The organism is Nitrosomonas sp. sh817 (genome assembly GCF_030908545.1).
GTDB lineage: Bacteria > Pseudomonadota > Gammaproteobacteria > Burkholderiales > Nitrosomonadaceae > Nitrosomonas.
The window spans coordinates 2,143,416-2,165,501 of sequence record NZ_CP133083.1 but is presented as its reverse complement, the minus strand read 5'-3'; the positions used below and the strand labels follow the sequence as shown (position 1 = coordinate 2,165,501).

Here is a 22,086-nt window from a genome sequence, read left to right as displayed (position 1 = left end):
TTTCTGATCCTAAAAGCCATTAGCTGTAAAGTTCTCTTAGTAATTCAATTCCCCAACTGACGCCGAATCCGGTAATTTCACTATCTACGGCGCCCAATCCGCCTTTGTGACTGCTGGCGGATAAATCCATATGCAACCACGGTGTATCATCGGCAACAAATTTTTGTAAGAAGCAGGCAGCGAGAATGTGATCGAACTCACCATCCAGTTCGCATTGTTTGATATCTGCGATTGTGCTCTCCAGACTTTCTTCATAGTCCTTGTCCATAGGAAACATGCAAACGCGTTCTCCGCAATTGCTGCCAGCCGTAACCGCTTTTTGGGAGAGCTCGCCGAGATTGCTAAAAACTCCGCTGTAACGCGATCCCAGCGCGGTTTTCATGCTGCCTGTCAGAGTGGCGAAATCAATAATCAGATCAGGTTTTTGTCTGCTCGCTAGGGTCAGCGTGTCAGCCAGTACCATTCGCCCCTCTGCATCGGTATGAACGATTTCAATCGACAATCCGCTGAGTGCTGTAATTACGTCACTTTGTTTATAGGCGCGAGGACTGATATGGTTCTGCGCGATCGCCAGCCAGCAATCGATGTTAATAGGGATCTCAGCACGCGTAGCCGCCAGTAAAATGCCCAAAACAACCGCCGATCCGTTCATGTCTTCGTGCATACCTTGCATGTAACGCGCGGGTTTTAAATTGTGACCGCCGGTATCAAAGCAAATACCCTTACCAACTAACGCGATGCTTTTGTGTTGCGCGTTTCGATTGACGTGATGCTGCAAATGTACAATTGCAGCATCTTCGGTGTCACTGCCTTGAGCTACGGCGACGAAAGCGCCCGCTTCCATTTCCTTGAGCTTGTTAAAATCAAATTCCTGATATTTCCAGCCTTCACTGTCTGCCAGTTTTTTTATTTGCTGGCGGTAAGTCTTGGGCGTTAATTCATTAGCAGGTAACACCGTGAGGCCGCGGGCCAATAAATTTCCCTCAGCCAATGCCCGTTGCATTTTGAAGTTTCCGTTATCTTTATATCCATATAAGTTAATTTTGGTTAGCGGTTTTCTGACGGGCTTATTTTTTCTCACGGGTAAAGTGGCGCCATTGACCCATGCAACATACAATGCGCATTCCGCAAAACTTCTTTTTTGTTGTGTGGTACCAAGCGTCACAATGTGTATTTCCGCCGGATTTTCCTGTAGCAATAATTTCATGGCTTTGCGCATGGTGGTCTGCTGGTTAAAAACCGGTTGGGCGCTATCCAGCATGACCCAGCTGCATAGTTCGCCATTCTGTAAATTTGCGCATACGGGGGTTTCACAGAGATCGGTCAATTTCATATCGCGCCGCAGTAGCAACTGATGCAATGATTCCTCGCCGGGAATCGGATGTTTTTTGGAGAGCTTCTCTTGTTTGGGTAAAACTACGAGTATGTAGGATGCTTTAATAGATGGGTGATCAAATAATGATATATTCTGATTCTGGTGAAGTGTTGCCAGCATTGAAAACTTTCCTGTCGAGTATTATTTTTAGAGTGACAATATCGGAAGTCATTGCATTAAGAATGATTGCAGATAATGTTGCTATTATATACGGGTTACGGGTGTTTGGGCTGCGTAGCCAGTTGCAGAAAAGTGTATCCTTCCGTGTGAAAAATGGAGAATAAAATTAATGCGCCAGTATCTCGAGCTAATGCAGCATGTGATAGACCATGGTTATCGGAAATCCGACCGGACCGGGACTGGCACGCTGTCTATTTTCGGGCACCAAATGCGTTTCAATCTTGCCGATGGCTTTCCATTGGTGACCACTAAGAAATGTCATTTAAAATCGATTATCTATGAATTGCTTTGGTTTCTCAGGGGTGATACAAATATCCATTACTTACACGATCACGGTGTTACAATTTGGGATGAATGGGCTGATGAGAATGGTGATTTAGGGCCTATCTATGGCCATCAGTGGAGATCCTGGACGACTGCGGATGGCCGTTGTATTGATCAGCTCCAGCAAGTGATCGAACAAATCAGAAGCACTCCCGATTCGCGGCGCATGCTGATTTCTTCCTGGAATGTCGGGGAACTCCACAAAATGCGGCTGCCTCCCTGTCATGCTTTTTTTCAGTTTTATGTAGCAGGTGGCCGGTTGTCGTGTCAGCTTTATCAACGTAGCGCGGATATTTTTCTGGGTGTACCGTTCAATATTGCATCCTATGCTCTGCTAACAATGATGATCGCGCAAGTTTGCGAGCTTGACGCCGGTGATTTCGTTCATACCCTGGGCGATGCGCATTTGTATCTGAATCACCTGGATCAAGCGCATGAGCAATTATTGCGTGAACCGAGAGCGCTTCCCATGATGAAATTAAATCCTGAAATACGAGAGATTCATGATTTTAAATATGAAGATTTTATTTTGGAAAAGTATGATCCCCATCCTGCAATTAAAGCAGTGGTAGCCGTATGACGCCTTTGCGTTTCTCCATACTGGTTGCGATGGCTAACAACCGGGTGATAGGCAGGGATAATCGATTGCCTTGGCATTTACCGGCGGATTTAAAACATTTCAAGTTTCTGACAATGGGACAGACCATTGTCATGGGCAGAAAAACTTACGAATCCATCGGTAAACCCCTACCTGGACGCGCCAATGTCATTGTTACCCGCCAGATGGACTATGAAGTACCAGGCGCCGTAGTGGTTAATTCCATCGAAGATGCATTGCAAGTTTGTGAGGAGACAAGCATGGGAAATGCCGAAAATTTCATTATCGGCGGAGAGAAGTTATACCGGCAAGCGCTGAAATTTTGCCAGCGCATGTACGTCACCGAGATTTTGAGGGATTATGAAGGCAATGTTTTTTTTCCGGAATTTGATAAGAGCGAATGGGAAGAAAAACAGCGAGACAAGCATATTTCAGCAAAAGACGACGATCTGGAGTATCACTTTGTCATTTATGAACGGAAAATATAAAGCAAATTCAATTTCTTAAAAATTGCATTCAGAAATAATAAAGGCGCAGTGAACAAAAATTGTTCATTGCGCCTTTTAGCTTGAGTTGGATTTCGCGGCTATGCGAGTGATAGCTCAAGAATCATATTACTTTTACATCCGGCAGCGGAAAACCGTTGAAATTGCTGGCGTAGGCAGTGGTGTAAGCGCCAGCATTCGGAATATAAATAAAATCTCCTTCCTGGATATCGTTAGGCAGCATTAGATCCTGCATCAGAATATCGACGGAATCGCAGGTTGGCCCGGCAACTGACCATGGGATTGGGTTGCCTTTCCGGTCCGTTAGAATGTCATAACGCAAACCTTCGGTCATCTCGATAACACCGCCAAACATACCGGCATCCCAATACATCCAGCGTTTTCCATTGCGAGTTGCTGTACCGACTACACGGCAAACGAAATAGGCCGAATCGGAAACCAGATAACGTCCCGGTTCCGCCATGATGCGAATGCTATCGGGTAAATCAGCGATGGCTTCGTTGATGACTTCCGCGATAATTTCAATCGATGGAATCGGCTTGACATGGCGCACTGGATAGCCGCCGCCGATGTTTAATAATCTTGGATTCAGGCCGGCTAATTGCATTTCGGCAAAAACTTTTTTAGCACGCTCAATACCTACACGCCAATTTTGCGGATTACGACATTGCGAGCCGACATGAAAGGTGACCCCCGCAAGATCTGCTTTGAGTGATGCGGCTTCCTGGATGATCTCATTGATGTCACCCAGATGTGTTCCAAATTTCCCGGCCAGCGGCCAATCACTGCCAATGTTGGGCGTGTCGATGCGCAAATACAGTTTTGCATCCGGTTTAACGCTGAAGATTTTACGCAGTTCTTCAACGCTATCGAGTACATACCATTCAACACCTTTTGCCGCTGCGTACTCAAGATAAGCTCTTGACTTCATCGGGTTGCTGTAAAAAATTTCGGCTGCCGGCACTCCGATGCTAAGCAATAAATCAAGCTCGGCAATTGAGGCGATTTCAAATCCCGCGCCCTCTTCAATCAAGGTTTTTAAGACGCGCTTATCGGGATTCGCCTTGACGGCATAGTGAGGGTGCACTCGTGGCATGGCCGCTTTAAATCGTCGGGTTTTATGCCGGATAATGTCGCTGTCGACCAGCAAAAACGGTCGTTGATAACCTTCTCGCAGAGCATTTCGTACATGCTCAAAATTCAGGCTTATTTCAGGATGGGTGTCAAACAGAACTTCTGACTGATTGGTTTTTTGAAGTGTAGATAGTGTAGGCATGAGCGTGCTCCTTTAAAAAACGCTACGTTTCAGGAATATGTATATTTACTAAATCAGCCGGAGCAAAAAAGTTCTTGGTGCTTCTCATGATGACCTCCTTATCGGTAAATTATCGATTTTTAATTTGCACGCATTATAGTCCGCATTTCATGCAAATCAAGTGTTTTTTTAAACTTTTAAAATCTTTTTTTCGTTAGAATAATTTTATTAAAAACAATGCGTTATGTGTATCTAATTTTATGCGGCATTAGACGGAAATTTTTAAAGAAAGTTTAGTGCTTATCCTGGAAAAATTGATAACCGGACTGGCGGTCTAAACTTGTCGAGTAATGATTTTTTTAAGAATCAATGACGTACTTTCTGGAGAGTGCAGAATAAACAATTCAGTTCCATTGCAATCGCAGATAACCATCTATTTTTTCATCAAAATTAATGTGAAGTAGATTTTCACCGCGGCGGATCGGTGCTTGCCGCGCGATGGGGTGAAAAGGACCTGCGGCAGAGGTTGATTTGTCCATTCTAAGCCGTCCGGCGCGCGGGGAAAAAACTTTAAGTTCAACGCGGCCAGGAGCGGTTTCACGCAAAGTCGGCGCAAACGGCTTGGCAAGAGGTTCTCCGATAAACACACCCTGACCCGGCCAGGCAACGCTTTTCCAGTAAGCTTCGATAACGCTGGCGCCGGCTGCATAGTAGAACATGGCGACTGCCGGAGCCGGAAACTTTTGCGGAAAGCTGCAGGGTTCCACGACGGTGCCGTAACTGGCGGTTGCACCGGCTTCCAGCCACCGCAAGCTGCTCATTTGCAGCGAGTCCGTCAGCATACCGCCGAAGGATGTCAGATGGTCCGCTATCGCGCCCGGTAAAAAATTCAGCGTGTCGAGCATGGGGATTCTGATGAGTCCGGTAAAATAAAAGAGTACATCGTCACGATCGGCGATGTGATCGGTTTCGAGGATTTGTATCGGGAATACACCGGAGAATTCATCTTTGATCAACTGGAAACCGGGTGCGCGGCTGTTGCGAGCGGTATCGGAAGTACTCAATAGATAAGCCTGACCTTTCGGAAAAGTCCGGTCGGAACGAATACCCCGGTCAATCATTGCCTTGACGTGTTCGAAAGTAGTGCCGGCCAGCATCATGGCAGGGCGGATTCGATAGTCGTTGTAGGGTTTAGTACCGGGTGAATTGAAATAAGGATTGAGCGCAGTCGGTGCACAAGTATCAGCGCAATATTTCTGATCGAAACCGAAAGCCAATGCGGATGTTAACGACATGCAGCCAACCCGGTACGGAGCAGTCCAGGCAACGGCAAATGCCTGTACGTAATCCGGCGTTTTTTGATCGATACTGGCTTTCAGTATTGCAAATTCATCAGGTGTGATTTCGCTGTGACCGGGCTGGAAACGGACACGAATGATATTGACTGGCGGAATATTTCGCGCTGATTGATAGTAATTACCGATCTGACGGGACAACGGATCGCTGTCATTGATGATGACGGCGATATCTTTCGGTTCCAGGCCGGTGCGTGGCAATGAGATGTGCTTGAGCGTATCCGCCGGGCATGCGGTAGAGGCTAGTAATAGTATCAGCAGCCATAGGGTAGAAAGTTTCGGGATTAACGGCAATCGTTTCAGCGTCAACATGAAAGCGCGCCTCCATAGGATTAAAAACCTCAAATTTTGGGCAGCGTGACGCCATGCTGCCCCTGGTATTTGCCGCCGCGATCCTTGTAGGACGTTTCACAAATTTCGTCCGACTCAAAAAAGATTACTTGCGCCACCCCTTCATTGGCGTAAATTTTTGCGGGCAGGGGAGTCGTGTTGGAAAATTCCAAGGTTACATAGCCTTCCCACTCCGGCTCGAACGGGGTGACGTTGACAATGATGCCGCAACGCGCATAGGTTGATTTTCCCAGACAAATCGTCAGTACATTGCGCGGGATGCGGAAATACTCGACGGTGCGCGCCAGCGCAAACGAGTTTGGCGGAATGATGCAGACATCGCTTTTGATATCGACAAACGAATTGGGATCGAAATTTTTCGGATCGACGATGGTGGTGTTGATATTGGTGAACAGCTTAAATTCATTGGAACAGCGGATATCGTAACCGTAGCTCGATGTACCGTACGAGACGATGCGTTGATCGTCCTTGTGACGGATTTGATCGGGCTCGAACGGCTCGATCATGCCATGTTCCAGCGCCATGCGCCGGATCCACTTATCTGATTTAATCGTCATATCACGCGATTCCTAATTGTCTTCCATGATAATTTTAGCGAACAGTTCCGAATGATCTTCCGCTGATTCGGCGATCTTTACCGCGACCCGCCGCGCGATCAGTTTATAGATTTCCGCAATTCTGCCGTCCGGTTCGGCAACCACGCTGGGTTTGCCGGTGTCCGTATGTTCTCGGATTTTGATATCGAGCGGTAATGCACCGAGTAATTCGACGTGATAGTCCTGACACATTTTTTCGCCGCCGCCGGTGCCGAAAATCGGTTCGGTATGACCGCAGTTCGAGCAAGTATGCGTGCTCATGTTTTCCACGATTCCCAAAATCGGGATGCCGACTTTCTCAAACATTTTGAGTCCTTTGCGCGCATCGAGCAAGGCGATGTCTTGCGGTGTCGTGACAATGACGGCACCAGTGACCGGAATCTTTTGCGCCAATGTCAATTGGATGTCGCCGGTGCCCGGAGGTAAATCCACCACCAGATAATCCAGATCCTTCCAATTGGTATCGTTCAGCAATTGTTGCAAGGCTTGCGTTACCATCGGCCCGCGCCACACCATCGGCGTTTCGGCATCGATGAGTAAACCAATCGACATTGCCTGGATACCGTGCGCATGCATCGGTTCCATCGATTTGCCGTCGAGCGATTCGGGGTGTCCGGTAATCCCCAGCATCTGCGGTTGCGACGGACCGTAAATATCGGCGTCCAGAATACCCACGGAAGCACCTTCGGATGCCAACGCCAGCGCCAGATTGACCGCCGTTGCCGATTTGCCGACGCCGCCCTTACCCGAAGCCACGGCGATGATGTTTTTAACGCCGGGAATCAACTTGACGCCGTGCTGCGCGCTGTGCGGGATGATTTTGCTGCTGACTGTAACCTGGATCGTCCCGATGTCCGGAACCGCACGCAACGCGTCGGTGATTTGTTGTTGTACTTGATGCTTCACGCTGTTGGCGGGGTAGCCCAGCGCAATGGTCACGGCGACGTTGTTTCCGGTAATTTGAATGTTGCTGACCGAATTTGCGGTTACATAATCTTTGTTCGTGGTGGGATCAATGGTTTGTTTCAGTATGGATTGAATCTGCTGCTCGGAAATAGTCACTACAAAACTCCTTTAATACGGCCTGCTTGAGGCGAACAATTTAATGGGTGGATGGTAACAAATATCGGGAATGCGCACACAGTTTGTTACAATTGGCATTTATTTGACCCGGTGCATTTAGAGCGAATGAACAAGCGAAAAATTCTGGTGACTTCCGCATTACCTTATGCCAACGGCAGTATCCACTTGGGGCATTTAGTGGAATACATCCAAACCGATATTTGGGTGCGCTTTCAAAAAATGCGCGGCCATACGGTTCACTATGTGTGCGCCGACGATACTCACGGCACGCCGGTCATGCTGCGCGCGGAAAAAGAAGGCATCACACCGGAAGCGTTGATCGCACGCGTTTATGCGGAACATCTTGGCGATTTTACCGGTTTTAATATTCATTTTGACAATTATTACAGCACCCATTCGCCGGAAACGCGGTATTTCTCCGAAGACATTTACAACAAATTGAAAGCCGCCGGTCTGATTGCGGTGCGCGGCATCGAACAACTCTACGATCCGGTCAAAAACATGTTTCTGCCGGACCGTTTCGTCAAAGGCGAATGTCCGAAATGCGGCGCCAAGGATCAATACGGCGATTCCTGCGAAGCGTGCGGTGCGGCCTATGCGCCGACCGAACTGAAGAATCCGTATTCCGCCGTATCCGGCGCGAAACCGGTCAACAAATCGTCCGAACATTATTTCTTCAGTCTATCCGATGCGCGCTGCGCCGATTTTCTGCGGCAGTGGGCGTGCGATGGCGATCACTTGCAGCCGGAAGCCGCCAACAAAATGCGCGAATGGGTCGGCGAAGCCGGGGAAAACAAATTGTCCGATTGGGATATTTCGCGCGATGCGCCGTATTTCGGTTTCGAAATTCCCGGTGCGCCGGGCAAGTATTTTTACGTCTGGCTCGATGCGCCGATCGGTTACATGGGCAGCTTCAAGAACTTGTGCGAGCGCGAAAACATCGCCTTCGACGAATTCTGGCAGCCGCAATCGCAATCGAATACTGAACTGTATCATTTCATCGGCAAGGATATTTTGTATTTCCACGCGCTGTTCTGGCCGGCTATGCTGCAAAACGCCGGCTACCGCACGCCGACCAAAATTTTCGCGCACGGTTTCTTGACCGTAAATGGTGAAAAAATGAGCAAATCGCGCGGCACGTTCATTACCGCCGAAAGTTATTTGAAACAAGGCTTGAATCCCGAATGGCTGCGCTATTACTACGCCGCCAAGCTGAACAGTACCTTGGAAGACATCGACTTGAACCTGGACGATTTCGTCGCGCGCGTCAATTCCGATCTGGTCGGCAAATTCATCAACATCGCCAGCCGCTGCGCCGGTTTCATCACCAAGCGTTTCGGCGGCAAATTGGTTGCGGGAGAGCAATACCAAGCCTTGCAAGCGATGATCGATGCGCAGTTTTCGAGCTGGCGTCCCGATGCCATCGAACAAGCGTTCGAGGCGCGCGAATTTTCCACCGCGATCCGCCAGATCATGAAATTCGCCGACGAAGCCAATGAAACGATCCACAATCTGGCGCCGTGGGAAATCGCCAAGCAACCGGATCGCAGTGACGATTTGCACCGCGCCTGCAGTCTCGGCATTCAACTGTTTTATCTGCTGGCGCGGTATTTGAAACCAATCCTGCCCGGCACGGTGCAGCAGATCGAGGCGTTTCTTAATTGCGAACCGTTGACCTGGCCGCAATTGCGCGCCGATCAACCGATTTCCGATCTGTTACTGCCCGCAGGACATACCATCAACACTTATCAGCACTTGATGACGCGCATCGACAACAAACAAATCGACGCATTGATCGCCGCCAATACCCAAAGCCTGAGCGCTCCGCCGCCGCAATCACCGGCCCGTCATGCGGAAAAACAACAGCGTGCCATCACGCCGATCGCCGAAACCATTTCCATCGACGACTTCAGCAAAATCGACCTGCGCATTGCTAAAATCGTCAACGCCGAGCATGTGCCAGGCGCGGAGAAACTGTTGAAACTGACGCTCGATATCGGCAGCGAACAGCGCACGGTATTCGCCGGTATCAAATCCGCTTACGATCCGGAGCAACTGAAAGGGCGTTTGACTGTGATGGTCGCCAACCTCGCGCCGCGACAAATGAAATTCGGTTTGTCGGAAGGCATGGTACTCGCCGCCGGTGGCGGCAATCCCGGTGAATTGTTCATTCTGTCGCCGGATAGCGGCGCGCAACCCGGCATGCGGGTTAAATAATCCAGAAATGGAAGTCAGCACACTGACCGGAATCATCCAGCGCCTGGAACTTCGTCTGCTGCAAAGCGATCTGAACGCGCATCCCGAATTAATCGACGAATTGCTGGCGCAAAATTTCGAGGAAATCGACAACCAGGGACAACCGCATACCCGCGCGGATGTCGTCGACTGGTTGCAACGCAAAGACTCGCAACAGCATTGGGCTTTTGAACATTTCCGTGTCAATGTATTAGCCGACGATTGCGTGCTGGCGATTTACGCGCTGCAAAAACCGCCGCAATCCAGCGCACCGGGATCGATCCGCACCTCGCTGTGGCAACGCCAGGGCAACGATTGGAAAATGGTATTTCATCAAGCAACGAAAATAACAGGAACATCCGCATCATGAACCAGGAGACCGCCGTGGAACTCAACGCCGAACAACAACTCACCGACATCAAAAACAACCTCGCCACCGTCAAGCAGCGCATCATTGATGCGTGCAAGAAAGCCGGGCGCGACCCCGCCAGCGTGCGGTTGTTACCCGTGACCAAAACCGTTTCCGCGGAGCGGCTGCGTATCGCTTACGCCGCCGGTGTTCATGAAATGGGCGAAAACAAAATCCAGGAAGCGCGCGAAAAATCCGAAGTGCTGGCCGATTTGGGCATCAAATGGTCGATCATCGGCCACCTGCAAACCAACAAGGCCAAATACCTGGCGCGCTTCGCCAACGAATTCCAGGCACTCGACAGCCTCAAAGTTGCAGAGGAACTCGACAAACGGCTGCAAAACGAAGGCCGCGCCATCGATGTCTACGTGCAAGTCAACAGCTCCGGCGAAGAAAGCAAATTCGGTCTGCCGCCCGAAGCCGTGCGCGACTTCGTGCAACACCTGCCGCAATTTTCATCGCTGCGCATCAAAGGTCTGATGACCCTCGCCATCTTCTCCGCCGATCACGACCGCGTGCGCGAATGCTTCGTCAAAATGCGCGACATCCAAGCCATGCTGCGCCAGGAAGCCCCGGCCGGATTAACGTTCGACGAACTGTCGATGGGCATGTCGGGCGACTACGAACTCGCCATCGAAGAAGGCGCCACCGTCGTACGCGTCGGCCAGGCTATTTTCGGCAAACGGCCGCTGCCGGATAGTCATTACTGGCCGGGTTTGGGGTGATGAACAAAATGCACGTTTTAGGGAAACGCTGATTAATTCGCCACACCCCAAGGGCAAAGCGAGCAGTTCTGGGATATTGGGTTAAAATTTGCCATATTCTGGGTTGAATTGCGTTATTTCTTGCCTTATTCCGCTCATTTCTTGTCTTTAAGACGCAATCTGGCTGTCAGAGCTACATAACCACCGGCGAGCCAGCAGCAAGTTGGCAAGCCCAAACAGTGAAAACATCTGAGCATTATTTTTGGCCATTCCTTTGTAGCGAGTTTTGCGATGCATGAACAGATTCTTTACGACATGAAAGGGATGCTCAACTTTGGCACGAATGCTGGCTTTTGCATGTTCAAGCTTCTCCATCAGTTCGCCTGCTGTTGTTTTGGGCAATGCCTTGCGCTTGGAAGGGCGCATCGCGATATGCCAGGTTACGGGCAATTCAAGATTCTCTTCTCGTTTCTCAACGCCCAGATAGCCCGCATCACCAAATACATCGGTTTCATCACCATGCAGCAGCGCCTGTGCCTGAGTAACATCGTGGACATTGGCTGCCGTTCCGATCAGGGTATGAACAAGCCCTGATTGCGCATCGACACCGATGTGTACCTTCATGCCGAAGTGCCACTGCTTGCCTTTCCTGGTTTGATGCATTTCGCTATCGCGTTTTCCTTCTCTATTCTTGGTCGAAGGAGGCGCTGAGATCAGCGTAGCATCAACAATCGTACCTTCGCGAAGAAATAGTCCGCGTTCAGCCAAATGTGCATTGATTGCATCAAAAATGGATTCCGTCAGATGATGCGCTTCCAGCAAATGGCGAAATCTCAGCAGAGTCGTCGCATCCGGTACTGCTTCCCGATTCAGATCAATACCAACAAAGCAGCGGATTGCTTGACTGTCGTATACAGCATCTTCCGCGCCTTCATCCGAAAAACCAAAGCACTGTTGCACAATATACATCCTCAGCATCCGTTCCAAACCAATCGGTGGATGACCTCGCCTACCGCTAACCGGATAATACGGAGCTATAACATTCAGCAGGGATGTCCACGGTGTTGCAGCTTCAATCTCAACCAGAAAACGATCACGCCGGGTTTGTTTCTTCTTTGCCGCATATTCCAGCTCAGAAAAGCTTGATTGCATCGCTCTATTCCATGTTTATCAATAGCAAGGTATTTTATCTAACCTTTGCAGGTCTATCTATTTGATCGAATAGATCAGTGTTTCCTTAGCAAAAAGCGTGCAATTCTCCGATAACGACATGATCGTCTCGCTTGTCGATGGAAGAACTATCGCAGTTCCTCTGGTATGGTTTCCACGTTTGTCGTCAGCCAGCCAAAAGCAACTTGCCAACTATGAACTGCTGGGAGATGGCGAAGGCATTCATTGGCCCGATGTTGATGAAGATATCAGCGTAGCTGGGTTGTTGCGCGAAAATCGTTAGTTATAAACCGAACATCGTTTTCTACTGAATAATCTGATTTTTGATTATTTGCGAATCTAACAAAGCGTGTCATATTGAAAATCAAACTGACATGGTTTTTAATAAAGAACAATGATTTAATGTGATACTTTCCGGTTTATACTTCATCGCTGACGTATTATATTGTGTCATTTCGGACGCTTGATTGTAGTTAGCCATCTTTTCCGCCATGGAGGCCCTCATGAGTAACGTAGTTTTGTTAGGCGTAAACCGCCGACTCGACAACAGATTCGAGAACCTTCCGGACGACTCACCTCGCGCCATCGAACTCCACAACCGGCGGCGAGACGCACTTCATTCAGTCTTCGATGACATAAGCGAGATTGAGGTACGAAGTTGGGGTGATACTGACGATACCAAACCACACGAATTCGTCGAGTTGAGTCTAGCCGGCGTGGTTGGCGCTGTGTTCACCTACGCAATTGTCCCCGGATTGCAGTGGTTAGGAAAGAAGCTCGCGGAAAAGGCGGTTGACACAGCTTTGTCGGAGTTGGCAAAGGCAGTCGTTGCAAAGCTCCGCCCGAAGCAGGAAGCGAAGCAGCTTCTCGACTTTCAGGTCACATTGCCGGACGGCACCCGGATTTCCGTTGACCCTCCGGACCGTGCGGCAACGATCACAATTGCCTTCAAGGATGGCAAAGTATCGTCACTGAACTACTCATCAGGAATAGAGGCCTGATGACGGCTGACGTTGAGCACTAAGTTGAAGGAAAGACGATAGTCACGTACTGCTGACAGTATACGATTCAGGGATTCTTGTATCAATTTAACAAGACCGCGTTGGAGATACTAAGCGCACAAGATGATGACAAAATCACAGTTGAGGGCATTATCGAAGACATCGAGGTGGCTACCTCTACGACATTGAAGGCGGTTCAGCCCGGTAGGTTAGGCTGCCGAAGAAAACCCAACGTCACTCTGAGGGAAGTTTCGGTTATGGCGAACGCCATCGGTAAAGGTTGCGTTTCCTTTGTCAGCTTAACCTACACTGAATTCTCATTGCCTATCGATACCCGCCTGTTTTGATCATATCGTCGAGAATCCAAACGAATAATTTGAAAAAGATATTTAAAACGATAATAAACAGCACGAGTTCCAGGATGATTTTCATGGATAGATTGGTGGATGAGTTTTTTGGTTTAGCAGGCCGTTGAAAAACCCACCAAGTTGGGTAAAATTTGATGTAACCCACTCACCTCATAAATCATGAGCGTAATTGAGTTTTGCGATTCATCACGAATCAGCATACATGGGGCCACTGACATCACAAAGTAAAAGAGTCATCCATTAGCTGTCCTGAGTCAAGAGAGGGCGTGAATGCGGATTTTGGGGCGCATAATGAACCTATGCGACAAGAAATTGAAGAAACATGAATCATTATCCCATGAGTGTAGTCGATTAGCCGCAAGTCTGTCAGGCTCCCCACCCCTTCTCAATTCCCACTATCCAGGAAGTACAATTTTCCAATGTCTATAGAAATCAAAGAAAAACCTAAGTTCGCTGTTGCGGCAGCGGTTCAATTGCCGAATGTCAGTGATATCGAGTTCGAGTCGTCGCTGGCCGAGCTGCGCGAACTCGCAAAAACACTGGGCTATATCGTCGTCAACACGTTTATGCAAAAACGTACCAGCTTCGACACGACTGCGTACCTGGGCGTTGGCAAGCGCGAGGAAATCCGCTGCTACGTGAACAACGATTCCGGATCGGATGAATTTGAGGAAATCGTCATCGAATCAGATGGCCACGATATCAGTGCTCTCTTGGTCGATCACGAAATCTCACCATCGCAGGCGCGCAACCTTGAAAACGAGGTTGGTTGCGAGGTAATGGACCGCACCATGGTGATTCTTGAAATTTTTCACCGCAATGCCCGCTCCCGTGCGGCGCGCGCACAGGTGGAAATCGCGCGCCTCGGCTACATGGCCCCGCGCCTGCGCGAAGCCGCCAAGCTTGCCGGGCCGCAAGGGCGGCAGCGCAGCGGCACTGGTGGACGGGGTGCTGGCGAATCGCACACTGAATTGGATCGGCGCAAAATCCGTGACCGTATCGCCGAACTCCAACAAGAAATTGTCACGATGGAAGCCGAGCGCAAAATACAGCGTGCGCGACGGCAAGAGCGCCAAGGGCTCGCCAGCGTGGCGCTGGTCGGCTATACCAATGCCGGCAAATCCACTTTGATGCGGGCGCTCACCGGCAGCGAAGTGCTGGTAGCCAATAAACTGTTCGCTACGCTCGACACCACGGTGCGAGCGCTCCACCCGGAAAGCGTGCCACGCGTGCTCGTCAGCGATACGGTCGGCTTCATCAAGAACCTGCCGCACGGACTGGTCGCCTCATTCAAATCCACGCTGGACGAAGCGCTGGATGCATCTCTGCTGCTCCATGTCATTGATGCCAGCGATCCCGGATTTGAGCGACAGCTCGAAGTCACCCAGCAAGTGCTAGAAGAAATCGGCGCGAATGCTGTACCGCGCATCCGCGTATTCAACAAGATCGACCATGTCGGCGACGCAGAGGCGCAAGCCGAATGCAAAACTGCCTTAGGTACCCGGTATCCGGATTGCATCGTGATGAGCGCGCGCAGCTCCGACGATGTTACGAAACTTCGCCTGAAAATCCTCGAATTCTTCCAGCAACACCTCATCGAAACTGAGTTTTTTCTGCCCTGGAATGCTCAGCAACTCCGCGGACAAATCTATACGAATTGTCAGGTACTGGAAGAACGCTCGGACAATGAAGGCACTCTCTTCCGGGTGCGCAGCGAACCCAGCGCTATCGAGAGCTTACGTGAACAACTCAATCCGGCAAACTGAGTTCGATATACACCGGCAGATTTTGCACTTTGAAATTGAATCCGCGCATCATTTTCCCGGAAAATGAATAATCCGCGCCGGGCCGTCCAGTTTCGATTTGCTGATCAGTGAGTGTAGCGCCAATGGAAATCGCGTTGTAGGCGTAGCATGATTTCGGGCATGTGGTCGCAAAAACAAGGTACCAGGTCTTGAGTTAACAGTTAACGAAAATTCTATTTTTCCCTCGTTATGCAAAAATCATATGCATCAACCAGTAGTGTCCGGTTAAAAGTTAAACAAATTTAGTTGGTTAGCGGCACCGTACTGTTCTGAAATGTAGGCAGCGCCTTGTAAGGCGTGTTGCAACTGGTTTTTCTCAAAAATAGAGACCGATAAAATCTGTAGCAAAGTGTAGAGCGAGGCATCAATTTGAAGCTCCTTTTTGACAATGGCGATCAGCACATAAGTGGCGACGGCGCACCAGATTTGCGTTTTCACCGCGTTCTCGCTGTTGCCGATGAAACGTTTGATACGCAGATGTTGCTTGATCCACTTGAAGAACAACTCGACTTGCCAGCGGCTTTTGTACAGCGCGGCAATCGTCAGTGCGGGCAAGGCTGTGTTGTTGGTCAGGAACACCAACGTCTTGCCGGTTTCCGGGTCTTTGAAGCGGATGCGCCTCAGTTGCTCGGGATAATCTTGCGAGATGTAGAAACCGTCGAGCGCGATACGCTGATCGCAGATAATGCCGGTATTCCGATCGACCTTCATCGAGTACACCCTGTGAGCGTTCATTCCACGTTTGGCGCGAGTTACGAAGAATGCACCCGACTGATGCAGCATGAACAGGCGACTGAAATCCAGATAACCCCGATCCATCACGTAGAAAGCCCCTGCCTCGAAGGACAAGGTATCCAGCACGTTGACTTCGTGGGTCTTGCCATTCGTGATGTGGATGAAAGCCGGAATATTGCCGCGCAAACCCAGCAGGGTATGCAATCTGACCGCCGCCTTGCTGACGCGAAACGGTGCCCATGGAAACAGCGACAGGCACAGGTCTATGGTCGTCGCATCCAGTGCGTAGACCGTATTGGTCAGATCGACACCGAAGCTGTCGTTGCAATACAGTTTGCGTGCGCGCCGGATCAGCAATGTAGCCAAGTCTTCCCAGATGTGCCAGTTGCGTGCTTCGTTGGCGTCGGCCAGTGTCGAACGTTTGACTGGCGCGCGGAAACCCATGCTGTACAGCTTCGTCTGGTTGGCCAGCAAGCAAGCTTCGATATCTCGCAGACTCTCGCGGTAGGTCAGCTGCGCAAAAGCCATGGCGCGGAATTGCTCGGTACAACTCAGATTTCGCACGCCCGAATCGCCACCATAACGAGCCACGATTCTCGCGAAGCTCGTCCATGGCACAAACTCCATGAGTTGTGCGAACAGCGTTTTTCCTAAGTTCATAGATCATTTCCAGAAGATTCAACTTTTGGAGATTACTCGAGCCTGAATTTTCGAAATATGATTTCAAATCGGCACCAAAATATTTTCTCTGCAATCCTCATCAATACTGGCTTCTATCGTTTCAACAGCTAATTTAACCGGACACTACTGTGCATCAACAATTTGTTAGTGATTAACCTGCTTGTTAGAAAAAGATCACTTATCAAAAACAATCGCCAGCGCGGCTTTGATTTCTGCAAGATACGACTCCTCCAACCGGCCTTGCAATTTGCCGGATCTGAATACATCGACGGCGCGCAGTTGCTTGGTTCTGTTGCCTCTGGCCGGTTCCAGGCCGATCCAGTAAATATCGAGCTGTTAAATCAGTCATTTGGCAAGCCGCCGGATAACGTATTCTCCCAGGCTTTTAGTTCTTCCTGATAATCCGGATCGGCGGCTTTTTCTTGGTCGGCTTTGATAAATGCTTGCTTGAGGAAATTCTTCTCTGTTGTTTTAGCAATTCATTGATATACGCGCTGCTATTGCATGGGAGAGTTGTCGCCTCTTGATATCGCAGTTTTATCCTCTTTCTCTTCGATTACTTCAAAATTCCTGCTTCCTGCTTGCAAAATTCCGGTTTTGTTAATTTTGTAATGTTTTATTGGTTGCGATGCAGGGTTGCAATTCAACACAGCTTCATTACTAAAGTTATTGCGAATTGCACCGTTAGCTTTTTGAAAAAAATGATTAAAGGATTGCGTAGCGGTATTGGTCAGCATGAATCGGTATTCAATACAACAAACAAGAAGTTGTGAGATTGGAAATTACCTAGGAAAGCCTGTTTCAGTTTTTGCTGTTTTAACCGCCTTGATCAAATGCATAACAAGGAGAAAAGTTATGTCAGAAACACAATCAGCAGGCATCAATAAAATCAAGGATTCGGCAAGTAAAAAAACGCTTGAGCATGCAGATTGTATTTATCGGAATGCAGAAGCCGATGAGTTTTTTATCAATATTAAGGGAGAGCTTAATCAAGTCGATAGATTGGTCAGTGATGCGGTCAACAATTTGGTCGTCAACTTTAAATTCATTAGTGAGTTGACCAAGTCGCATCACGAAATGGTTCTGGCTATTGAGAAATTGGCGGCTCCTGAAGGGAGTAAGCCCATACTTGAGCTTCTCGAGAAACAAATGGTTGTCGCTGACAAGATTGAACAAGAATTGGAAATGGCGGTTACTTCGCTTCAGTTCGGGGATTTGGTAACACAGTTACTCGCTCATACTTCCCGGCAAGTAGAAATGTTGAGCATCGAACTGCAGCGAGTTGATCGTCAATCCGGCTGGGGAAAGACAAGTAACAAGAAGATGCTTAAAAGAGTTCATGAAGGTATATCTGAAGCAGTTGCAAAAACAACGATTAAAAGCACGAGAAAACCGGTTGTTCAACAAGGCATGCAAATGGGTGATATTGAGCTTTTCTAAACAGATTAGATTTTTGTGTTTCCTAGGTTAATGATCAAAAAAGATAGAGAGGTAAGGTAAATGGCAAAGACGATTCTTGCAGTGGATGATTCGGCATCAATTAGGCAGATGGTTGCGTTTACGCTCAAGGGCGCTGGATACGAAGTCATTCAAGCTGTTGATGGTCAGGATGCACTGGATAAAGCTAATTCTCATCAAGTAAATTTAGTCTTGACAGACATTAATATGCCCCGAATGGATGGATTAAAGCTATTGGAATTGCTAAGGAAATTGGCGAGTTATAAAAATATTCCCATTTTAATCTTAACGACTGAATCTGGTGATGAAATAAAGGCTAAGGGTCGAGCAGCCGGTGCAACCGGATGGTTAGTAAAACCCTTTGATCCCAAACGGCTGTTAGAAGTCATTGGAAAAGTAATAGGCTAATAAATACTTCGTTGTAGATTAGCAAGTTGCAGCAGTTTTTCTTATTTTGAAGATTAAATGATTTTTATTAATCTGTTTCATAATTTGCTGGTTTTATTAGAGTGTTAGCCTTGAGTAGTATCCACATGAAATAGGGTTACCGATGAGTACAGATCTCGAACAGTTTTACGAAATTTTCTTTGAAGAATCTTCTGAGTTATTGGCTGAAATGGAAACATGTCTTTTGAGACTGGATGTCAATTCTCCAGACCTGGAAGATTTAAACGCTATTTTTCGTGCTGCGCACTCTATCAAAGGCGGTGCTGGTACATTTGGTTTTACGGATATGACGGAGATGACTCATATGTTGGAAACATTGCTGGATAAATTGCGTAAAGGCGAACTTAAGGTGCGTAGCGAAATGATTGATGCTTTTCTCAGAGCAGGTGATGTCATTAAGGAACAGCTAGCGGGTCATCGCGGTGAAGGTCAAGCGGATCCGGCGGTTGCGGCGGCCGTTTGTGAGGAATTGAAGAAGCTCAGTGACGGGGTACAGGAATCGGTAGTTGTTGAACCGGTAGCAGAAGAAGAATCTGGAGAGAATTTAGGGGCTACTAATCAGATTGAAACCGAAGTAATAGAATCACCAGCAGAAGATTCACTCAAAAATATTTATAGTATTGAATTCTCCAGTACCGGCATGAGTAGCGCGACGGTCGATCACTTGCTCGATAACTTAAAACGCCTCGGAGTTCTCGAGAATTTGACACCTACTAACACTAGCAATAGTTTTAAACTAAAGCTTGCAACCTCAAATTGTGAAGAAGATGTTTGGGAAACATTGGCTTTTATTGTCGATCCGGCAAATCTGAAAATAGAAACTATCGTTGTGGAAAATACTGAGGCAGGTTTGTCAGCTACTGATTATTCGGAAGAAGCCGGCAAGAATACAGAATCGCCTGTAACTGCAAATGAAGATGAATTTTCAATGACTGATTTGCCACCAGCTCCGGGCTATGGTTTTTTTCCTGGGGCACCTGCTGCACCGATTGAGAGTGATGAATCGGAAATGAATCCAAGTGTTGGGCAGCAACCCAATACAGGTTTCAGCAAAAACGAATCTTCGGGCAACATAAACAAATCTTTGAACAAAACTGCTACTGCTGCTCCAAACAGTGAAACTTCTTCAATACGTGTCAGCATAGAAAAAGTTGATCAGATGATCAACTTGGTCGGTGAATTGGTGATCACACAGGCAATGTTGGCTCAAACCGTTTCACAATATGATCCGGTGCTTTTTGAGAAATTACATAGTGGAATGAGTCAACTGGAGAGAAATACGCGTGACTTGCAAGAATCTGTAATGTCGATTCGTATGATGCCAATTAGTTTTGTATTTAGCCGTTATCCTCGAGTTGTTCGTGATTTGGCTGCAAAGTTGAACAAGCGCGTTGAATTAAAAACAGTTGGTGAAAATACGGAACTTGATAAAGGCCTGATAGAAAAAATTGCAGATCCACTGACTCATTTGGTAAGGAATAGCTTGGATCATGGTATTGAGGTTGCCGAGAAACGAGTTGCCGCCGGCAAGCCAGCGCACGGTACTATAACTTTACGAGCATTTCATCAGGGCGGCAGTATCGTAATCGAAGTCAGCGATGATGGAGCTGGCTTAAATCGGGGGAAGATACTTGCGAAGGCAAAAGAACGCGGATTGCCTGTGCATGACGGTATGACAGATCAAGAAGTTTGGGCATTGATATTTGAAGCTGGTTTTTCGACAGCCGAGAAAGTCACGGATGTATCAGGACGCGGAGTTGGTATGGATGTTGTCAAGCGCAATATTCAGAGTATGGGAGGGCGTATTGATATCGATTCGGCGTTAGGCGCCGGCACACGTATTTCGATTCGCTTGCCTTTAACGCTTGCCATTCTTGATGGACTATCCGTAACCGTCGGTGAAGAAATGTTCATTGTTCCACTTAATTACATTACCGAGTCATTACAGCCTGCGGCTGCAGATATCAAAACAGTCAGTGGTCAAGGGCGTGTGGTACAGGTACGAGGCGAATATTTGCCTGTTGTCGCATTGCATGAAATTTTCAATTTGCGTCCAAAAGTTACAGCTGTTCATGAAGGGATCCTTGTAATTCTTGAAGCTGAAGGTCACAAAGCTGCACTATTTGTGGACGATCTCGTTGGGCAACATCAAGTAGTCATTAAGAGTCTGGAAAGTAACTACCGAAGAGTGCAGGGTGTATCTGGAGCGACAATCATGGGCGATGGCAAGGTTGCACTTATCCTTGATACCGCTGCTTTAGTAATGGCATCGCAACAAGAGATCGTTTAAATAATATTTCATAGAATTTCAAAGAAACAGTTTTAACATGAATCGAGTGTTAGGGTAATGGTTAGAGAAAAAATGATATAAATTTTTTTAATATTTAAAGATATCCAGAGATTTTTGGTTATCTAATTGATAAAAAATGTTTTATTTGATTGCTTCAAATATTTTTTGTCTACAAATTAAACCTATATAACTGTCGATAATAGAATTGAATGACAACTGAGAGTTTTCAAATTTATTATCGAAGTTAAGTTTTCTTATAAATGGATTTTTGCTTACTGAAATGGAAATGGCATGGGAATAATTTCTAACTTTGATGAAAATTCAAATGACAAAACTCGCGAATATGTCTTTACGCAAGAAGATTTTGAACGAGTTAGAAAGCTGATATACAAACATGCTGGTATTTCATTGTCTTCGGGCAAGCAAAACATGGTGTATAGTCGCTTGGCTCGCCGTTTGCGTGCAACAGGTATCAATAGCTTTCACGAGTATTTGAATTACCTTGAGCGCGGAAACTCTGAAGAATGGGAAGCTTTTACTAACGCTTTAACAACGAATTTGACTGCTTTTTTTCGTGAGCAACATCATTTTCCCATTCTCGAGAAACATGTCGAGAAACGCAAGAATCAAAACAAGATTCAACTCTGGTGTAGTGCTTCATCTACCGGAGAGGAGCCTTACTCAATGGCCATGGCGATGGTACAAGCATTTAATACATTGACTCCCCCAGTTCATATTCTGGCGACGGACTTAGATACTAATGTTCTCGCAAAAGCGCAACTTGGTGTTTATTCATTGGATAAGCTGGAAAAACTTCCGAAGGAAAAATTGAAGCAATTTTTCCTTAAAGGGAAAGGGCATCATGAAGGTTCAGCGCGAGTTAGACCCGAGTTACGTAACATGATTACATTTCGGCAATTGAATTTACTGGATGACAATTGGCCAATACGAGGTCCGTTCGATGCCATTTTTTGCCGTAATGTCATGATTTATTTTGATAAGCCAACACAATATAAAATTCTAAAGAAGTTTGCACCGTTGCTTGCGCCGGATGGTCTGTTGTTTGCTGGACATTCTGAGAGTTTCCAACATGCGGTTGATTTGTTTAAGCTGCGAGAAAAAACTGTGTACGAATTAGCAAGTAGAACGAGGTAATAATC

Annotated in this window: 24 protein-coding genes; 15 read left to right on the top strand and 9 right to left on the bottom strand. The window is 47.6% G+C overall.

The window, feature by feature from the left end:
* Window positions 1–19 precede the first annotated feature (19 nt).
* Window positions 20–1,495, bottom strand: a complete 1,476-nt coding sequence (locus RBH92_RS10150) for a M17 family metallopeptidase (RefSeq protein ID WP_307931945.1) — start codon at window positions 1,493–1,495, stop codon at window positions 20–22.
* Here RBH92_RS10150 and RBH92_RS10145 point away from each other — a divergent pair.
* Genes RBH92_RS10145 through RBH92_RS10135 form a run of 3 tightly spaced genes read left to right on the top strand, consistent with a single transcriptional unit; the run spans window position 1,444 to window position 2,965 of the window.
* Entirely contained in the window at window positions 1,444–1,659 is a 216-nt protein-coding gene (locus RBH92_RS10145) for a hypothetical protein (RefSeq protein ID WP_307933986.1), read from the top strand. The genes RBH92_RS10150 and RBH92_RS10145 overlap by 52 nt on opposite strands.
* 5 nt (window positions 1,660–1,664) lie before the next feature.
* Window positions 1,665–2,459: a thymidylate synthase gene (locus tag RBH92_RS10140; protein WP_307931944.1), complete on the top strand. Its 795-nt coding sequence runs from the start codon at window positions 1,665–1,667 to the stop codon at window positions 2,457–2,459.
* A complete protein-coding gene (locus RBH92_RS10135; protein ID WP_307931943.1) occupies window positions 2,456–2,965 on the top strand; it encodes a dihydrofolate reductase in 510 nt (169 codons plus the stop codon). The genes RBH92_RS10140 and RBH92_RS10135 overlap by 4 nt, the downstream gene beginning before the upstream one ends.
* Window positions 2,966–3,086: 121 nt before the next feature.
* On the opposite strand, the gene RBH92_RS10130 is transcribed toward RBH92_RS10135, so the two are convergent.
* The 4 genes from RBH92_RS10130 to apbC form a co-directional block, all read right to left on the bottom strand.
* A complete protein-coding gene (locus tag RBH92_RS10130; RefSeq protein ID WP_307931942.1) occupies window positions 3,087–4,259 on the bottom strand; it encodes a type III PLP-dependent enzyme in 1,173 nt (390 codons plus the stop codon).
* 383 nt (window positions 4,260–4,642) lie between these two features.
* On the bottom strand, window positions 4,643–5,905 hold the full coding sequence (locus RBH92_RS10125; RefSeq protein ID WP_307931941.1) for a TIGR03790 family protein: 1,263 nt from the start codon (window positions 5,903–5,905) through the stop codon (window positions 4,643–4,645).
* Window positions 5,906–5,934: 29 nt separating this feature from the next.
* Window positions 5,935–6,501 (bottom strand): dCTP deaminase, encoded by a 567-nt coding sequence (gene dcd / locus RBH92_RS10120; protein WP_307931940.1) that lies wholly within the window; start codon window positions 6,499–6,501, stop codon window positions 5,935–5,937.
* A gap of 12 nt (window positions 6,502–6,513) precedes the next feature.
* Window positions 6,514–7,602 (bottom strand): iron-sulfur cluster carrier protein ApbC, encoded by a 1,089-nt coding sequence (apbC, locus tag RBH92_RS10115; protein ID WP_307931939.1) that lies wholly within the window; start codon window positions 7,600–7,602, stop codon window positions 6,514–6,516.
* A gap of 126 nt (window positions 7,603–7,728) precedes the next feature.
* On the opposite strand from apbC, the gene metG reads away from it, so the two are divergent.
* From metG to RBH92_RS10100, 3 genes are read left to right on the top strand one after another with little or no spacing between them, the layout of a single operon-like run.
* Complete coding sequence (gene metG, locus RBH92_RS10110; RefSeq protein ID WP_307931938.1) at window positions 7,729–9,840, top strand: methionine--tRNA ligase; 2,112 nt, start codon at window positions 7,729–7,731, stop codon at window positions 9,838–9,840.
* Between the two features lie 7 nt (window positions 9,841–9,847).
* Complete coding sequence (locus RBH92_RS10105) at window positions 9,848–10,228, top strand: nuclear transport factor 2 family protein (protein WP_307931937.1); 381 nt, start codon at window positions 9,848–9,850, stop codon at window positions 10,226–10,228.
* Entirely contained in the window at window positions 10,225–10,992 is a 768-nt protein-coding gene (locus RBH92_RS10100; RefSeq protein WP_307931936.1) for a YggS family pyridoxal phosphate-dependent enzyme, read from the top strand. The genes RBH92_RS10105 and RBH92_RS10100 overlap by 4 nt, the downstream gene beginning before the upstream one ends.
* A 147-nt stretch (window positions 10,993–11,139) precedes the next feature.
* Here RBH92_RS10100 and RBH92_RS10095 read toward each other — a convergent pair whose 3' ends face one another.
* Window positions 11,140–12,123: an IS5 family transposase gene (locus RBH92_RS10095; protein ID WP_307931813.1), complete on the bottom strand. Its 984-nt coding sequence runs from the start codon at window positions 12,121–12,123 to the stop codon at window positions 11,140–11,142.
* 97 nt (window positions 12,124–12,220) lie between these two features.
* Between RBH92_RS10095 and RBH92_RS10090 the strand changes: the two genes are divergently transcribed.
* From RBH92_RS10090 to hflX, 4 genes are all read left to right on the top strand, one after another.
* On the top strand, window positions 12,221–12,424 hold the full coding sequence (locus tag RBH92_RS10090) for a DUF2442 domain-containing protein (RefSeq protein WP_307931935.1): 204 nt from the start codon (window positions 12,221–12,223) through the stop codon (window positions 12,422–12,424).
* 220 nt (window positions 12,425–12,644) lie between these two features.
* Window positions 12,645–13,142, top strand: a complete 498-nt coding sequence (locus RBH92_RS10085) for a hypothetical protein (RefSeq protein ID WP_307931934.1) — start codon at window positions 12,645–12,647, stop codon at window positions 13,140–13,142.
* A gap of 77 nt (window positions 13,143–13,219) precedes the next feature.
* The gene (locus RBH92_RS10080; RefSeq protein ID WP_307931933.1) at window positions 13,220–13,489 is read left to right on the top strand and encodes a hypothetical protein; all 270 of its coding nucleotides are present in this window, start codon (window positions 13,220–13,222) and stop codon (window positions 13,487–13,489) included.
* A gap of 440 nt (window positions 13,490–13,929) precedes the next feature.
* Entirely contained in the window at window positions 13,930–15,276 is a 1,347-nt protein-coding gene (hflX, locus tag RBH92_RS10075) for a GTPase HflX (protein WP_307931932.1), read from the top strand.
* 264 nt (window positions 15,277–15,540) lie between these two features.
* On the opposite strand, the gene RBH92_RS10070 is transcribed toward hflX, so the two are convergent.
* Window positions 15,541–16,710: an IS4 family transposase gene (locus RBH92_RS10070; RefSeq protein ID WP_307931931.1), complete on the bottom strand. Its 1,170-nt coding sequence runs from the start codon at window positions 16,708–16,710 to the stop codon at window positions 15,541–15,543.
* A 162-nt stretch (window positions 16,711–16,872) separates the two neighbouring features.
* On the opposite strand from RBH92_RS10070, the gene RBH92_RS10065 reads away from it, so the two are divergent.
* On the top strand, window positions 16,873–17,130 hold the full coding sequence (locus RBH92_RS10065) for a hypothetical protein (protein WP_307931930.1): 258 nt from the start codon (window positions 16,873–16,875) through the stop codon (window positions 17,128–17,130).
* On the opposite strand, the gene RBH92_RS15025 is transcribed toward RBH92_RS10065, so the two are convergent.
* Window positions 17,073–17,210 carry a DUF8778 family protein gene (locus tag RBH92_RS15025; protein WP_489685296.1) on the bottom strand — a complete coding sequence of 46 codons (138 nt, stop codon included), beginning with the start codon at window positions 17,208–17,210 and terminating at the stop codon, window positions 17,073–17,075. The genes RBH92_RS10065 and RBH92_RS15025 overlap by 58 nt on opposite strands.
* Before the next feature lie 18 nt (window positions 17,211–17,228).
* Window positions 17,229–17,468, bottom strand: a complete 240-nt coding sequence (locus tag RBH92_RS10060; protein WP_307931929.1) for a hypothetical protein — start codon at window positions 17,466–17,468, stop codon at window positions 17,229–17,231.
* Between the two features lie 118 nt (window positions 17,469–17,586).
* On the opposite strand from RBH92_RS10060, the gene RBH92_RS10055 reads away from it, so the two are divergent.
* The 4 genes from RBH92_RS10055 (at window position 17,587) to RBH92_RS10040 (ending at window position 22,081) form a co-directional block, all read left to right on the top strand.
* Window positions 17,587–18,171: a hypothetical protein gene (locus tag RBH92_RS10055; protein WP_307931928.1), complete on the top strand. Its 585-nt coding sequence runs from the start codon at window positions 17,587–17,589 to the stop codon at window positions 18,169–18,171.
* A 60-nt stretch (window positions 18,172–18,231) separates the two neighbouring features.
* A complete protein-coding gene (locus tag RBH92_RS10050) occupies window positions 18,232–18,597 on the top strand; it encodes a response regulator (RefSeq protein WP_292923097.1) in 366 nt (121 codons plus the stop codon).
* A gap of 142 nt (window positions 18,598–18,739) precedes the next feature.
* Complete coding sequence (gene cheA, locus RBH92_RS10045) at window positions 18,740–20,926, top strand: chemotaxis protein CheA (protein WP_307931927.1); 2,187 nt, start codon at window positions 18,740–18,742, stop codon at window positions 20,924–20,926.
* 291 nt (window positions 20,927–21,217) lie between these two features.
* Complete coding sequence (locus RBH92_RS10040) at window positions 21,218–22,081, top strand: CheR family methyltransferase (protein ID WP_307931926.1); 864 nt, start codon at window positions 21,218–21,220, stop codon at window positions 22,079–22,081.
* The last annotated feature ends 5 nt before the right edge of the window (window positions 22,082–22,086 follow it).

Bases quoted from the DNA above. Each gene is read 5' to 3' on its own strand.
- RBH92_RS10145 (WP_307933986.1), top strand. From the start codon at position 1,444: ATGGGTGATCAAATAATGATATATTCTGATTCTGGTGAAGTGTTGCCA.
- RBH92_RS10150 (WP_307931945.1), bottom strand. From the start codon at position 1,495: ATGCTGGCAACACTTCACCAGAATCAGAATATATCATTATTTGATCAC.
- RBH92_RS10140 (WP_307931944.1), top strand. From the start codon at position 1,665: ATGCGCCAGTATCTCGAGCTAATGCAGCATGTGATAGACCATGGTTAT.
- RBH92_RS10135 (WP_307931943.1), top strand. From the start codon at position 2,456: ATGACGCCTTTGCGTTTCTCCATACTGGTTGCGATGGCTAACAACCGG.
- RBH92_RS10130 (WP_307931942.1), bottom strand. From the start codon at position 4,259: ATGCCTACACTATCTACACTTCAAAAAACCAATCAGTCAGAAGTTCTG.
- RBH92_RS10125 (WP_307931941.1), bottom strand. From the start codon at position 5,905: ATGTTGACGCTGAAACGATTGCCGTTAATCCCGAAACTTTCTACCCTA.
- dcd (WP_307931940.1), bottom strand. From the start codon at position 6,501: ATGACGATTAAATCAGATAAGTGGATCCGGCGCATGGCGCTGGAACAT.
- metG (WP_307931938.1), top strand. From the start codon at position 7,729: ATGAACAAGCGAAAAATTCTGGTGACTTCCGCATTACCTTATGCCAAC.
- RBH92_RS10105 (WP_307931937.1), top strand. From the start codon at position 9,848: ATGGAAGTCAGCACACTGACCGGAATCATCCAGCGCCTGGAACTTCGT.
- RBH92_RS10100 (WP_307931936.1), top strand. From the start codon at position 10,225: ATGAACCAGGAGACCGCCGTGGAACTCAACGCCGAACAACAACTCACC.
- RBH92_RS10095 (WP_307931813.1), bottom strand. From the start codon at position 12,123: ATGCAATCAAGCTTTTCTGAGCTGGAATATGCGGCAAAGAAGAAACAA.
- RBH92_RS10085 (WP_307931934.1), top strand. From the start codon at position 12,645: ATGAGTAACGTAGTTTTGTTAGGCGTAAACCGCCGACTCGACAACAGA.
- hflX (WP_307931932.1), top strand. From the start codon at position 13,930: ATGTCTATAGAAATCAAAGAAAAACCTAAGTTCGCTGTTGCGGCAGCG.
- RBH92_RS10070 (WP_307931931.1), bottom strand. From the start codon at position 16,710: ATGAACTTAGGAAAAACGCTGTTCGCACAACTCATGGAGTTTGTGCCA.
- RBH92_RS10060 (WP_307931929.1), bottom strand. From the start codon at position 17,468: ATGCTGACCAATACCGCTACGCAATCCTTTAATCATTTTTTTCAAAAA.
- RBH92_RS10055 (WP_307931928.1), top strand. From the start codon at position 17,587: ATGTCAGAAACACAATCAGCAGGCATCAATAAAATCAAGGATTCGGCA.
- RBH92_RS10050 (WP_292923097.1), top strand. From the start codon at position 18,232: ATGGCAAAGACGATTCTTGCAGTGGATGATTCGGCATCAATTAGGCAG.
- cheA (WP_307931927.1), top strand. From the start codon at position 18,740: ATGAGTACAGATCTCGAACAGTTTTACGAAATTTTCTTTGAAGAATCT.
- RBH92_RS10040 (WP_307931926.1), top strand. From the start codon at position 21,218: ATGGGAATAATTTCTAACTTTGATGAAAATTCAAATGACAAAACTCGC.